The 12,218-nt window shown below is 57.4% G+C and carries 13 protein-coding genes, 1 tRNA gene, 1 pseudogene and 1 riboswitch; all 15 genes and pseudogenes read left to right on the top strand.

Annotation, left to right across the window (positions count from 1 at the left end; genetic code table 11):
* The first annotated feature begins 13 nt into the window (after positions 1–13).
* Positions 14–85: transfer RNA gene (locus ACR1UW_RS10465), tRNA-Gln, on the top strand.
* Between the two features lie 236 nt (positions 86–321).
* On the top strand, positions 322–807 hold the full coding sequence (rraA, locus tag ACR1UW_RS10460; RefSeq protein ID WP_060788108.1) for a ribonuclease E activity regulator RraA: 486 nt from the start codon (positions 322–324) through the stop codon (positions 805–807).
* A 58-nt stretch (positions 808–865) separates the two neighbouring features.
* Positions 866–1,059, top strand: a riboswitch (cobalamin riboswitch).
* A 185-nt stretch (positions 1,060–1,244) separates the two neighbouring features.
* Positions 1,245–1,644: pseudogene (locus ACR1UW_RS10455) on the top strand ((2Fe-2S) ferredoxin domain-containing protein).
* A complete protein-coding gene (locus tag ACR1UW_RS10450) occupies positions 1,645–2,388 on the top strand; it encodes an energy-coupling factor ABC transporter permease (RefSeq protein WP_020754781.1) in 744 nt (247 codons plus the stop codon).
* Between the two features lie 4 nt (positions 2,389–2,392).
* The gene (locus tag ACR1UW_RS10445) at positions 2,393–2,686 is read left to right on the top strand and encodes an energy-coupling factor ABC transporter substrate-binding protein (RefSeq protein WP_011231298.1); all 294 of its coding nucleotides are present in this window, start codon (positions 2,393–2,395) and stop codon (positions 2,684–2,686) included.
* Positions 2,670–3,395 carry an energy-coupling factor transporter transmembrane component T family protein gene (locus ACR1UW_RS10440; protein ID WP_011231297.1) on the top strand — a complete coding sequence of 242 codons (726 nt, stop codon included), beginning with the start codon at positions 2,670–2,672 and terminating at the stop codon, positions 3,393–3,395. The genes ACR1UW_RS10445 and ACR1UW_RS10440 overlap by 17 nt, the downstream gene beginning before the upstream one ends.
* Before the next feature lie 5 nt (positions 3,396–3,400).
* Positions 3,401–4,189: an energy-coupling factor ABC transporter ATP-binding protein gene (locus ACR1UW_RS10435; RefSeq protein WP_498933217.1), complete on the top strand. Its 789-nt coding sequence runs from the start codon at positions 3,401–3,403 to the stop codon at positions 4,187–4,189.
* Between the two features lie 64 nt (positions 4,190–4,253).
* The gene (gene cobJ, locus ACR1UW_RS10430) at positions 4,254–6,035 is read left to right on the top strand and encodes a precorrin-3B C(17)-methyltransferase (RefSeq protein ID WP_160270674.1); all 1,782 of its coding nucleotides are present in this window, start codon (positions 4,254–4,256) and stop codon (positions 6,033–6,035) included.
* Between the two features lie 37 nt (positions 6,036–6,072).
* Positions 6,073–6,900, top strand: coding sequence for a sirohydrochlorin chelatase (locus tag ACR1UW_RS10425; RefSeq protein WP_289651091.1), 828 nt, complete (start codon positions 6,073–6,075; stop codon positions 6,898–6,900).
* Between the two features lie 15 nt (positions 6,901–6,915).
* The gene (gene cobK, locus ACR1UW_RS10420) at positions 6,916–7,692 is read left to right on the top strand and encodes a precorrin-6A reductase (protein WP_289651090.1); all 777 of its coding nucleotides are present in this window, start codon (positions 6,916–6,918) and stop codon (positions 7,690–7,692) included.
* Between the two features lie 114 nt (positions 7,693–7,806).
* The gene (locus ACR1UW_RS10415; protein WP_011231292.1) at positions 7,807–8,454 is read left to right on the top strand and encodes a precorrin-8X methylmutase; all 648 of its coding nucleotides are present in this window, start codon (positions 7,807–7,809) and stop codon (positions 8,452–8,454) included.
* Between the two features lie 6 nt (positions 8,455–8,460).
* A complete protein-coding gene (locus tag ACR1UW_RS10410; RefSeq protein WP_289651089.1) occupies positions 8,461–9,579 on the top strand; it encodes a cobalt-precorrin-5B (C(1))-methyltransferase in 1,119 nt (372 codons plus the stop codon).
* Positions 9,545–10,750, top strand: coding sequence for a precorrin-6y C5,15-methyltransferase (decarboxylating) subunit CbiE (gene cbiE / locus ACR1UW_RS10405; protein ID WP_289651088.1), 1,206 nt, complete (start codon positions 9,545–9,547; stop codon positions 10,748–10,750). Before ACR1UW_RS10410 ends, cbiE begins: the two co-directional genes overlap by 35 nt.
* Positions 10,747–11,448 carry a precorrin-2 C(20)-methyltransferase gene (gene cobI / locus ACR1UW_RS10400; protein WP_011887473.1) on the top strand — a complete coding sequence of 234 codons (702 nt, stop codon included), beginning with the start codon at positions 10,747–10,749 and terminating at the stop codon, positions 11,446–11,448. Before cbiE ends, cobI begins: the two co-directional genes overlap by 4 nt.
* On the top strand, positions 11,445–12,218 hold the full coding sequence (gene cobM / locus ACR1UW_RS10395) for a precorrin-4 C(11)-methyltransferase (RefSeq protein ID WP_289651087.1): 774 nt from the start codon (positions 11,445–11,447) through the stop codon (positions 12,216–12,218). Before cobI ends, cobM begins: the two co-directional genes overlap by 4 nt.

Below are 12,218 nucleotides of genomic sequence, written 5' to 3'. Positions count from 1 at the left end.
GACAACAAAACGTTGGGCTATAGCCAAGCGGTAAGGCAACGGACTTTGACTCCGTGATGCGCTGGTTCGAATCCAGCTAGCCCAGCTGAATCACCGGACGGGGCTCGTTCGTCCCGGCGGCCAAAACGGCTTCCGCCATGTTGTGCGGGGCCGTTTTTTCGTTCGCCGGAAAGCGGGGACGAGAACATCTTTTTATCGTTTTCAGCGGCCCCGCAAGGACACGCATCCGATGCCCGAGCAGAAGCAGCGCCGCAAAAAATGTGGAGTCGGCAGGATTTTGACGAATGGTGGCGAATGAAAAAAACGAAAGGGGAGAGGATCATGAAAACAGCTGATTTATGCGATCAATGTTTAGATGAGTTGCAAGTGTGCGAACTTTCGTTTCAATCGTACGGCGGAAAACGGATGTTTTCCGGGCCGATCGCGACGGTCGACGTGTTTGAGGACAACGTCCTTGTCCGTGAAGCGCTCGAGACGGTGCCGCCGGGGACGGTGCTCGTGGTCGATGGAAAAGGCTCGCGCCGCGTGGCGCTATTAGGCGACCGGTTGGCGCAAATCGCCTGCGACCGGGGGCTTGCCGGCGTTATCATCCACGGCTGCATTCGCGATTCGGCGGAAATCGGCCGCATGCCGCTTGGGGTCATGGCGATCGGCACGTGCCCAGTGAAAAGCAAAAAAGAAGGAAAAGGCGCCCGCGACGTTGTGCTCGAGTTCGGCGGCGTCCGCTGGGAGCCGGGCGCATACGTGTACGCCGATGCCGACGGCGTTGTCGTCGCCCGCGAAGATTTGTCGGCAAAAAACGGTTGACGCCTGCCATCAAGTTGTACTACGATGAGAACGGATGCTTGTTCCATGACAAGATCAATAGGCGAGAAACAGACAAGGTGCCTAAGCCTGCTCTAGGGTTTGGGTGAAAAGGGAAGCCCGGTGAAAATCCGGCACGGTGCCCGCCACTGTGATGGGGAGCTTTGCGGCAGCAAGTCACTGAAGGATGCTTCGGGAAGACGCCGTCAAGCGATGATCCTAAGTCAGGAGACCTGCCTTGTTTGGATCGGACGGATGCCTACGGGACTATAGGCAGACGTGCGGGAGAATGATGGCTGCATTGGGCCTGTTTGGGCCGTTTACGGCTTTCGTATACATTTTTCTGCACCTCTGCTGTAGAGGTGCTTTTTCTTTTGCCGAAAACCTGCCCGTCTGTCTGCGTCTAAATTCTATCATTCTAGCCAAAAAGGGGGGATTCGGTGGCGACATGGGATTTGCGGGGAATGAAGCATCATGTGCTCATTTGCAACGGAGGGACGTGCCTCCGCCATGGCGGGGATGACGTGACAACGGCGGTGCGCGAGGAGATCGCCCGTCTCGGGCTTGACGACGCTGTCCATACAACAAGGACGCGCTGCAACGGACGATGCCAAGACGCGTGCGTGATGATCGTCTATCCGCAAGGCATTCTGGTATCGACAGATGACGCCGGAGCGGGCGAAGGAGGTTGTGCGCGCCCATTTGGGTGAGGGGGTTCCGATGCGGGAGTGGGCGACGTATGAATACGAAGGCGAATTGGTGTTGACGCCAGCCGGCGAACGGGAGGCGCCAAGCGGAAAACGGAAAACGGAACATGCTGCGAAAGGAGTGAAGGGATAAATGAAGAGAGCGGTTCGATGGAGCGGAATGGCGGCTTTGTTCGTTTCCTATTTTTTGTTGACGAATGAAAATGAAGCGTATGCCATGCATATTATGGAAGGATTTTTGCCTGTCAAATGGGCGCTGTTTTGGTGGCTGTTGTTTTTGCCGTTCTTTGTGTTCGGATTGCGGCGGCTTGTGCATACGCTGAAGCAGCACCCCGAACATAAGCTTCTGATGGCGTTAGCTGGCGCGTTTACATTTGTATTGTCGGCGTTGAAAATTCCATCCGTCACCGGCAGCAGCTCGCATCCGACCGGGATCGGCTTCGGCTCGGTTTTGTTTGGACCATGGGTGATGGTGGTGATCGGCACAGTCGTTCTTCTCTTTCAAGCGCTGCTTCTTGCCCACGGAGGAGTGACGACGCTTGGGGCCAATGCGATGTCGATGGCGATCGTCGGCCCGTTCGTCGCGTACGGAGTGTATCAACTGTGCCGAAAAGGGGCGGTATCCAATCGAGCGGCTTTGTTTCTTGCCGCTTGTTTGTCTGATTTGGCTACATATGTCATGACGTCCCTGCAGCTTGCCCTGGCGTTTCCGTCTCCTGATGGGGGAGTCACCGCCTCGTTTTTGAAATTCGCCGGCATTTTTGCCATTACTCAAGTGCCGTTGGCGGTGACGGAAGGCATCATAACGGTAATCGTCTGGAACTGGCTTTCCTCCTATCAAGCTTCTCCGCTGTTCCAAAAGGAAAAGGGGGCGTAATGCGATGAAGAAAAATGGCTTGCTCGTGTTGCTGGCTGCTTTGCTTGTCATCATTCCTCTTTGGTGGGCGCGCGGATCGGAATTCGGTGGAACGGACGATCAGGCGGAAAAAGCCATTCAAACGCTCAACCCGCATTACCGGCCGTGGTTTGAGTCGATCTTCACCCCTCCAGGCGGCGAAGTCGAAACGCTTCTGTTCTCGCTGCAAGCCGCGCTTGGCGCCGGCGTGATCGGCTACGTCGTCGGGTTGTACAAAGGGCGTTCGGAGCGGAAAAACAGCCATGATTCGCGAGTTTGACCGTTGGGCGTATGACAACCGGCTGCGGGCATGGCGGGCGGAGTGGAAGCTGATCGTGGCGTTTGTTATGCTTGCCGTTGTCATGATGGGCGGCTGGCGCGAACAATGGCTTGTGCTCATCGGAATGGCGTATTGGATTGTCGCTCGTGCACGAGTGCCGTTTTCCGTGTATGGAAAAGCGATGCTCGCCGCCTCCGTTTTTTTAGGGCTCAGCCTGCTGACGCTCGTTGTGTCCGTGTCGGTTCCTTTTCAAATAACTTTCATCGACAGCCAGCTGCAGCCGGCTGCAAAGCTCGCCGTCCGCTCCCTTGCCGCCTGGTCGTGCTTGTTTTTCCTTCTCATTACGACGCCGGCGCCGGACTTGATTGCGGTGCTGAGGCGAATGCGGCTGCCGGCGGCGCTCGTGGAACTTTGCTTTCTTATGTATCGCTTTATCTTTTTGCTCGAGCAGGCGGCCGCAGAGCTGATGCTGGCGTTGCGGGCCCGCAGCGGGGGAACGCATTGGCGGCATGGCGGGATGCTGATGTACCAACTATGGATGAAAACGTGGCAGTCGTATGAAGCGTTCAGCCGTTCGCTTGCGGCGCGTGGAGGCGTCGCGTCGGCTGGGCATACGCATCAGCGGGAAAAAGCGCATGTGCCTCTTGTCGATGTTGCGGCCGGCATCATCATGGCCTTGCTGCTTGGGTGGGCATGGCGGAAAGGGTGAAAACGTTGCTGCTGCGAATGGAACGAGTGAAATACGCTTATCAAGCAGAACGGTATGTGCTGAATGGGATTGATTGGGAAATTCCAGAGCGAAAAAAATGCGCCTTGATCGGGCCAAACGGCTGCGGCAAAACGACGTTGTTTCTTCATTTGAACGGGCTGCTGCAGGCGCAGGAAGGAGCGGTGTATTGGAAAGGGCGCAACATGTATGAACGCGGCGCTGATTGGACGCAATGGCGGCGTGAAGTCGGCATCGTCTTTCAAAACCCGGAGCATCAAATCCTCGCCCCGCTCGTGCGTGATGAATTGGCGATCAGCTTAGTCCATGCCGGAATCGATCGAGAAAAAATGGGGGAGGCGCTTGCCGCGATTACGGCGGAATACCACCTTCAATCTTGGCTGGACCGCCCGACCCATCAATTCAGTCTCGGACAGAAAAAATGGCTGACGCTCTGCTGTACGATGGCGGCCAAGCCGGACTTGCTCGTATTGGACGAACCGACCGCCTATTTGGATCAGCATCAGACAAAGCAGTTTCTCAAACAAATTGACGCCATTCACCAGGCGGGGACGACCGTGTTGATCGCCACCCATGACATGGATTTCGTTTGGCAGTGGGCAGATGTCGTCGCGGTCATGCACGAAGGACGGATCGTGATGCAAGGGGCGCCCGAAGACGTATTCGCCGACCGCCAGCGGCTGTTGGACATTCGCTTGGATGTTCCGCTGTTCGTGCGGCTTTGGCAAGCATGGCGGCCAGAGGAAAAGATCGTCCCCCGATGTGTTGCGCCGTGAAAGGGACATGAGCGGCGAATGGAGTGTGAAAAATGGGTGCTAGTCGGCAAAAGGAGGGATCATGATGAGCGGCAAATTGCTCATTGTCGGCTTCGGCCCGGGAAGCGTCGACCATATGACGAAACGGGCTCGGGAAGCGATTGAAGAAAGCGACGTCATCATCGGCTACAAAACGTACATCGAACTTGTGCGCGATCTCATTGCTGGAAAAGAGATCATTAGCACGGGCATGACCGAAGAAGTGAGCCGCGCCCAAGCGGCGGTGAAGTGGGCCGAGCGCGGCAAAACGGTTGCCGTCATCTCCAGCGGCGACGCCGGGTTGTACGGCATGGCGGGGCTCGTGTATGAAGTGTTGATCGAAAAAGGGTGGACGAAAGCGAGTCCGATTGAAGTCGAAGTCATCCCCGGCATTTCCGCGATTCATTCGTGCGCGGCGCTGCTTGGCGCCCCGATTATGCACGATGCCTGTACGATCAGTTTGAGCGATCATTTGACGCCGTGGGAGCTGATTGAAAAGCGGATTGACGCCGCGGCGGCGGCCGATTTTGTCATCGCGCTGTACAACCCGAAAAGCGGGCGGCGCACTCGGCAGATTGTGGAGGCGCAGCGCATCCTGCTTCGCCACCGGTCTCCGGAGACCCCGGTCGGTCTGGTAAAAAGCGCGTATCGCGAGCGTCAGCATATCGTCCTCACCGACTTGGCGCATATGCTGGACCATGAAATCGGCATGTTGACGACGGTCATTATCGGCAACTCGACGACTTTTGTTTACGATGGGCTCATGATCACGCCGCGCGGCTACCAGCGCAAATACCAGTTGACTGCCGCCGTCCAGCCGCTCAAGCCGCATGAGCGACTGCGCAAAGAGGCGGAGCCATGGGCGCTCGACCAGACGAAGCCGCTGAGAGAGCCGGACGAAGAAAACGGAGAAGCGTTTCGGCCGTTTGCCGCGGCTGCCTCCGCTTTCGGGGACGAGAAAGACCGCGGTTTTGCCGCCGTAGCGGTTTTGCCGCCGGCTGTGGACGCGGCCGCGAAGGAAGCTGGATTGGCGCCGGCAGCTTCCGCTTTTCCGCTGCCGGAGGAGCCATTCGTCCAAACGGAAAACCGGCCGTCATCCGCTCTGTTGCATCGGGTGAGAGAAACAGCGGAGGACGCGCTTGCAGCATTGGAAAGAAGAACGACAAAGAAGGCGTCCGCCGTGCTGTTCGAAGCGGCAGTGAGCCCAGGGGTGGCCAACAAGCAGTTTACTCCGGAGCAGCTCATCGCGCTTGCCGAAGCGGTCGGACCGGACGGGAAAATGACGTACACGCCGGATCATTATATCAAAATCGAGCGGGTGACAGAGGATCCAAAAGGGCTTGTCGATCGGCTCGCTGCTGTCGGACTGATGGTGATGCCGGTTGGTGATGTGCTGACGGTGAAGGCATGCGACTTTTGCGATGGAGAGAAAAAAGACGCGATTCCATATGCCGAGGAATTGGCGCGGCGATTTGGGGGCATGGCGCTGCCGAAAGAGTTGAAGCTTGGCATCAACGGCTGCGGCATGGCATGCTACGGCGCGGTGCGCGAAGACATCGGGCTTGTGTACCGGAAAGGGAAATTTGACTTGTTTTTAGGCGGGAAAACGGTCGGCCGCAACGCCCATCCTGGCCAGCTCGTTGCGGAAGGCATCCCGCCGGAAGAGATGGTGGCCATTGTGGCGGACATCATTGAACAGTACAAAGAACATGCTCATCCGAACGAACGATTTCATAAGTTTTTTGCCCGCGTGAAACAAATCGGCCGCTTTTCGTACGAGGAGGCCAAGACGGCGGCGAAGATCGAAACGCCGGCATGCGGTGAGTAACCTCGGATGGAGCGATATAAAAGAGAGGAGAGCGAATATGAGAGCCATTTTGTTTGTCGGCCATGGAAGCCGCGACCCGGAAGGAAATGAGCAAGTACAGCAGTTTGTCGACCGCCTGCGGCCGCGTCTTTCTGCTTCTTTCCATGTTGAAACGAGTTTTCTAGAGTTTGGCCGTCCGTCGATCAGCGAAGGAATCGCGCGGTGCGTTGAGGCCGGAGCGGCGGAAGTGGCGGTCATTCCGCTCATTTTATTGCCGGCTGGGCATTCGAAGCTGCACATCCCAGCGGAAATCGATGAGGCGAAAGCGCGCTATCCGCACATCATGTTTCGATATGGACGGCCGATCGGCGTTCATGAGCAGACGTTCGCGATTTTGCGCGAGCGTCTGCAAGAAATCGGCGAGCGGCCGGAAGAGCCAGACGACGGCACAGCGGTCATTTTGCTCGGCCGCGGCGGGAGCGACCCGGACGCGAACAGCGACTTGTATAAAATCGCCCGCTTGTTTTGGGAACAAACGGGCTATGCGCTCATCGAGCCGGCGTTTATGGGGGTGACGACGCCGTCGCTTGATGACGCCGTCCGCCGCTGTCTCATGCTCGGAGCTAGGCGGATCATTGTTCTTCCGTATTTTTTATTCACCGGCATCCTGATTAAGCGGCTTGAGCAGCAAGTGGCGCAATACCAAGCTGAGCACTCGCATATCTCGTTTGCGCTTGCCGGCTATTTTGGATTTCATCCGAAGCTTGAGGAGATCGTGCTTGACCGCCTCAACGAGGTGCTCGGCCAAACGGTGGCGATGAATTGCGACATCTGTCAATATCGGCTGCACGCCGCCCATCATCACCATCATCATCACCATCATTGAAGGAGGAAGCGTCCGATGATTTTATTGTTAGCTGGAACAAGCGATGCCCGCGAATTGGCGGTGATGATCCAACAAGCTGGCTATTCGGTCACGGCGACGGTCGTCACCGATCACGCGGCCGAACAGCTTCGGTCATCCGGCATTCGCGCCTATGTCGGCCGCTTGGATGCGTCCCAGCTTGCCGAGCTGGCCAAAGCCGAGGGAGCCAAAGCGATTGTCGATGCGAGCCATCCATTTGCGGAGGAGGCGTCGAAAAACGCCATGCAAGCGTCGGCCGCTGCCGAATTGCCGTACATCCGCTATGAGCGGCAGGCGTCTTCGCTTTCATCCGAGAAGGTGACATTTGTCGATAGCTATGAAGAAGCCGCCGAGCTGGCGGCGGAAAAAGGCGGCGTCGTGATGCTGACGACCGGCAGCAAAACGCTCGACATTTTCGCCGCCAAACTGCTCAATCGCCCAAACGTGAAGGTGATCGCCCGGATGCTCCCGAGAAAAGACAATTTGGACAAATGCGAGCGTCTTGGGTTTTCGCAAGAGCAGATCGTCATGATGCAGGGGCCGTTTACCCAAGAGCTCGACCGGGCGCTGTACCGTCATTTCGGCGTCACGGTCGTCGTCACGAAAGAAAGCGGCAAAGTCGGGTTTGTGGATGAGAAAATCGCCGCCGCCGAGGAGCTCGGCATCGAGGTCATCGTCATCCGCCGCCCGCGGCTGTCATACGGCATCGTGCACCACGATTTTGCCGGCGTGCTTGAGTCGTTGAAGCAGTATGCCCCGCTTCCGACGACGTAAACGGATGGACATTCCTCCATGCCGCTGGGTAAAGCGCACACGTAGTGTCAAACAAAATAGATTTGGCTAGCGGGAGTTCCCTGAACATCAAGCGAAAAAAGGAGCGAGTGAAAGATGGAGTTTCATACCACGTTTCGTCCGGCCACCGTCCAGCCGGAACAAATTGAAGCGCGAAGTTTTCAAATCATTGATGAAGAGATCGGCGAGCATTCGTTTACGGAAGAACAATATCGAATCGTTCAGCGCGTCATCCATGCATCGGCTGATTTTGAGCTTGGCAAAAGTCTTCTTTTCCACCCGGATGCGATTCGCTCAGGCATTGATGCCATCCGCAGCGGCAAGCTCGTCGTCGCCGATGTGCAAATGGTGCAAGCCGGCGTCAATCAAGCGCGGTTGGCGAAGTTCGGCAGCGCGGTGCGCGTCTATATTTCTGATGAAGACGTGATCGCGGAAGCGAAACGGCTGAATACGACGAGGGCGATCGTGGCGATGCGCAAAGCGGTGAAAGAAGCGGAAGGCGGCATTTTCGCCATCGGCAACGCTCCGACAGCGTTATTGGAGCTCATTCGCCTCATCAAAGAAGGAGAGGCGCGGCCGGGATTGGTGATCGGCTTGCCGGTCGGATTCGTCTCGGCGGCGGAATCGAAAGAAGAATTGGCGAAGCTCGATGTGCCGTTCATCACCAACCGCGGCCGCAAAGGAGGAAGCACCGTGACGGTCGCCGCTTTGAATGCGTTATCGCTGCTCGCCGAGCGAGCGTGACGAACGATGGAAACGAAAAAAACGCTGCGTGAAGGATATACGACCGGATCGTGCGCGGCAGCGGCCACGAAAGCCGCGCTCACGGCGCTCATCACTGGCCAAGTGCAGACAGACGCGACGATTCGGATTCCGATCGGGCGGGTGGTGACCTTTTCGCTCGCCTCTTGTTCGTTCGATGGCGAAACGGCGACTGCAGCTGTGGTGAAAGACGGCGGCGATGATCCGGATGCGACGCACGGTGCGCTCATCGTTTCCACTGTCTCATGGGCCTCGTCGCCGGGCGTTCATATTGACGGCGGGGAAGGGGTCGGACGTGTCACGAAACCCGGCTTGCCGGTGCCGGTCGGGGAAGCCGCGATCAATCCAGTGCCGCGGCAAATGATCCGCGAAGCAGTCAACGAAGTATTGGCGCAATACGGTTTACATCGCGGGGTGAACGTTGTCATTTCCGTGCCCGGCGGCGAGGAAATCGCCAAAAAAACGTTGAATCCGAGGCTTGGCATTATGGGCGGCATTTCGATTTTAGGAACGCGGGGCATCGTCGTTCCGTTCTCGACCGCCGCCTACCGGGCGAGCATCGTACAGGCGCTTCAAGTGGCGAAAGCGAACGGCTGCCGCCATGTTGTCATCACGACCGGGGGGCGGAGCGAGAAATACGCCATGCAAGAATATCCACATTTGCCGGAAGAAGCGTTTATCGAAATGGGCGATTTTGTCGGGTTTACGCTGAAACAATGCAAACGGCTTGGCATCAAGATGGTGTCGATGGTCGGGATGATGGGGAAATTTTCGAAAGTCGCTCAAGGAGTGATGATGGTGCACTCGAAAAGCGCCCCGGTCGACTTTGGCTTTTTGGCTGCCATCGCCGAGCAGGCAGGTGCTGGCCCAGAACTGGTGGCCGCGGTGCGCGGCGCGAACACGGCGGCGCAAGTCGGCGACATGATGCAAGAAGCCGGCTGCACGAAGTTTTTCGAACTGTTGTGTGAGGCGTGTTGCCGGGCAGCGCTCAACGAAGTCGGAGGCGGCTTGACGGTGGCGACGTCCATTTACACCATGAACGGACAACGATTAGGAAAGGCGGTGCAAATTGATGGGGACGATGAAACTGATCGGCGTGGGAGCTGACGGGAAGGCAAGTCTTCCTGAGCTGTATCGGCGCTGGATTGATGAAAGCGAACTGCTTGTCGGCGGCGAACGGCAGCTGGCGATGTTTCCTGAATACAAAGGAGAAACGATCATCATCCGCCGCGGACTGGCGGAGCTGGTGGAGCGGCTCCGCCATGAGACGCGCAACACGGTCGTGCTTGCTTCCGGCGATCCGCTCTTTTACGGCATCGGCAGCTATTTGGCCGGCAAATTGCCGATTGAGGTGTATCCGGCGGTCAGCTCGGTGCAATGGGCGTTTGCGAAAATGGGGGAGTCTTGGCAAGATGCCGCATTTGTCAGCGCCCATGGCCGCCCGCTCACCGGCCTCGTGCAACGGATCGACGGGCGGCGCAAAGTCGCCATCTTAACCGATGAGACGAACTCGCCGGCCGTCATCGCCCGCTATTTGCTCGAGTACGGCATGACGGAATATGAGGCGTTTGTCGGCGAGGAGCTCGGCGGCCCGAACGAGCGCTGCCGCTTGTTTTCGTTGGAAGAGATGGCGGAAGCCGAGTTTCTTCCATTAAATATAGTCATTTTGCGGCAGACAGCGCCAAGCCCGGTTTGGCCGTTCGGCATTGAGGATGACGAGTTTTTTCAGCGCAAGCCGGACAAAGGATTGATTACGAAAAAAGAAATCCGAGTTTTAAGTCTAAGCGCCTTGCGCTTGCGCCCGGACAGCGTCGTCTGGGATATTGGAACGTGCACCGGTTCGGTGGCGATTGAAGCGGCGAAAATCGCCCGCGACGGCGCCGTGTTTGCGATTGAAAAAAATGAACAAGATATCGAACTTTGCCGGCAAAACTTGCGCAAATTCCGCGTCGATATCACACTTGTGCACGGCAGGGCGCCCGATCGGCTCGACGAATTTGCCGACCCGGACGCCATCTTTATCGGCGGCACGTCAGGGGCGATGGCGCCATTGCTGGATGTGTGCTGCCGCCGCTTGAAACGAAACGGGCGCATCGTCATCAATGCGGCGACGATCGAGACGCTGGCCGAAGCGAGCCGCGAGCTCGGCGAACGCGGGTTTCATGTCGATATCACGCTCGCGCAAGTGTCGCGAAGCAAGCCGATTTTGAACTTGACGCGCTTTGAGGCGCTCAATCCGGTGTACATCATAGCCGCGAAGCGGGAGGGAGAGAAATGACGGGAACATTATATGGCATCGGCGTGGGCCCAGGCGATCCGGAGCTGATGACTGTCAAGGCGTACCGCCGCCTAAAAGAGGCGGAGGTGATCGCCTATCCAAAAAAAGGGCGGCAAAGCAAAAGCTATGCCGAACAAATTATCGACGCGTATTTTGCGCCGGAGGAAAAACGCCGGCTTGGGCTTCATTTTCCGATGACAAAAGACGTGGCCGTGCTTGAACCAAAATGGAACGAAGCAGCCGACGCCATTTGGGCGGAACTGTCGGCTGGGCGCGATGTGGCGTTTGTCACCGAAGGCGATCCGCTGTTGTACAGCACGTTCATCCATTTGATGCATGTGATGGAGCGACGCTATCCAGACGCGCCGATCGAAGTCGTCCCCGGCGTCAGCTCGGCGAACGCCGCCGCCGCCCGGCTTCGCCTGCCGCTTGCGGACGGCGATGAGCAAGTGGCGATCGTGCCGGCGCGTGACGACTATGAAGCGATGAAAGCCGCGATTCTTGCACATGATTGTGTCATCTTTTTTAAAGTAGCAAAAGTGATCGACTTGATGATCCGCCTCCTGCGCGAGCTCGATTTGCTTCATCGGGCGGCAGTGGTGACGAAAGTGACGTCAAGGGAAGAAGTCATTTGGGACGTTGAGCGGCTCGAAGGGGCAGAACTCGAATATTTGACATTGCTGGTGGTGAGAAAGTGAAGCTGTATATCATCGGAGCGGGGCCGGGAGCGCCGGATTTGATCACCGTTCGAGGAGCGGAGCTGTTGGCCGCGGCGGACGCCATTTTTTACACCGACTCGCTAGTGAGCGCGGAATTGATCGAGCGCTACCGGAAGCCAGATGCTGACGTTTTCCATACCGCCGGCATGCATTTAGAAGAAATGGTCGCGGCAATGGCGGAGCAAGTGAAACAAGGACGGCTTGTCGTGCGCGTCCATACCGGTGATCCATCGATTTACGGGGCGACGCTTGAGCAAATCGCCTTGTTGAAAGAAGAAGGAATTGAAGTGGAAATCGTCCCCGGCGTCAGTTCGGCGTTTGCGGCCGCGGCCTCGGTGCAGGCCGAGCTCACCGTCCCCGAATTGACGCAGACGGTCATTTTCACCCGCGCCGAGGGGCGGACGCCGGTGCCGCCGCGTGAGAAATTGCAGGAGCTGGCCCAGCATCATTGCACCCTTGTCCTTTTTTTAAGCGCGACGCTTGCCAAAAAAGTAAGCGCGGCGCTCCTTGACGCGGGCTGGAGCGGTGATACGCCTGTCGCGGTCGTCTATAAGGCGACATGGCCGGATGAAGTGGTGATTCGCTCCACGGTGGCGACATTGGCTGAGGATATGCGGCGCCATGGTGTGACGAAGCACGCCATCATCTTAGCCGGCTGGGCGCTCGATCCGCATATTCATGGACAAGGCTATCGGTCGAAGCTGTATGACCGGACGTTTACGCACGGATATCGAAAGGGGGAGGCGTAA

Origin of the sequence: Geobacillus lituanicus (assembly GCF_050994965.1) — a bacterium.
In the GTDB taxonomy this organism is placed as follows: domain Bacteria; phylum Bacillota; class Bacilli; order Bacillales; family Anoxybacillaceae; genus Geobacillus; species Geobacillus stearothermophilus.
Note: the sequence above shows the minus strand (reverse complement) of the source record. Positions and strands in the feature narration are given on the sequence as shown.

Coding starts and splice junctions, on each gene's coding strand:
- ACR1UW_RS10445 (WP_011231298.1), top strand. CDS start 2,393: ATGAAGAAAAATGGCTTGCTCGTGTTGCTGGCTGCTTTGCTTGTCATC.
- ACR1UW_RS10450 (WP_020754781.1), top strand. CDS start 1,645: ATGAAGAGAGCGGTTCGATGGAGCGGAATGGCGGCTTTGTTCGTTTCC.
- cbiE (WP_289651088.1), top strand. CDS start 9,545: ATGGGGACGATGAAACTGATCGGCGTGGGAGCTGACGGGAAGGCAAGT.
- ACR1UW_RS10425 (WP_289651091.1), top strand. CDS start 6,073: ATGAGAGCCATTTTGTTTGTCGGCCATGGAAGCCGCGACCCGGAAGGA.
- ACR1UW_RS10440 (WP_011231297.1), top strand. CDS start 2,670: ATGATTCGCGAGTTTGACCGTTGGGCGTATGACAACCGGCTGCGGGCA.
- cobI (WP_011887473.1), top strand. CDS start 10,747: ATGACGGGAACATTATATGGCATCGGCGTGGGCCCAGGCGATCCGGAG.
- ACR1UW_RS10410 (WP_289651089.1), top strand. CDS start 8,461: ATGGAAACGAAAAAAACGCTGCGTGAAGGATATACGACCGGATCGTGC.
- cobJ (WP_160270674.1), top strand. CDS start 4,254: ATGAGCGGCAAATTGCTCATTGTCGGCTTCGGCCCGGGAAGCGTCGAC.
- ACR1UW_RS10415 (WP_011231292.1), top strand. CDS start 7,807: ATGGAGTTTCATACCACGTTTCGTCCGGCCACCGTCCAGCCGGAACAA.
- rraA (WP_060788108.1), top strand. CDS start 322: ATGAAAACAGCTGATTTATGCGATCAATGTTTAGATGAGTTGCAAGTG.
- cobK (WP_289651090.1), top strand. CDS start 6,916: ATGATTTTATTGTTAGCTGGAACAAGCGATGCCCGCGAATTGGCGGTG.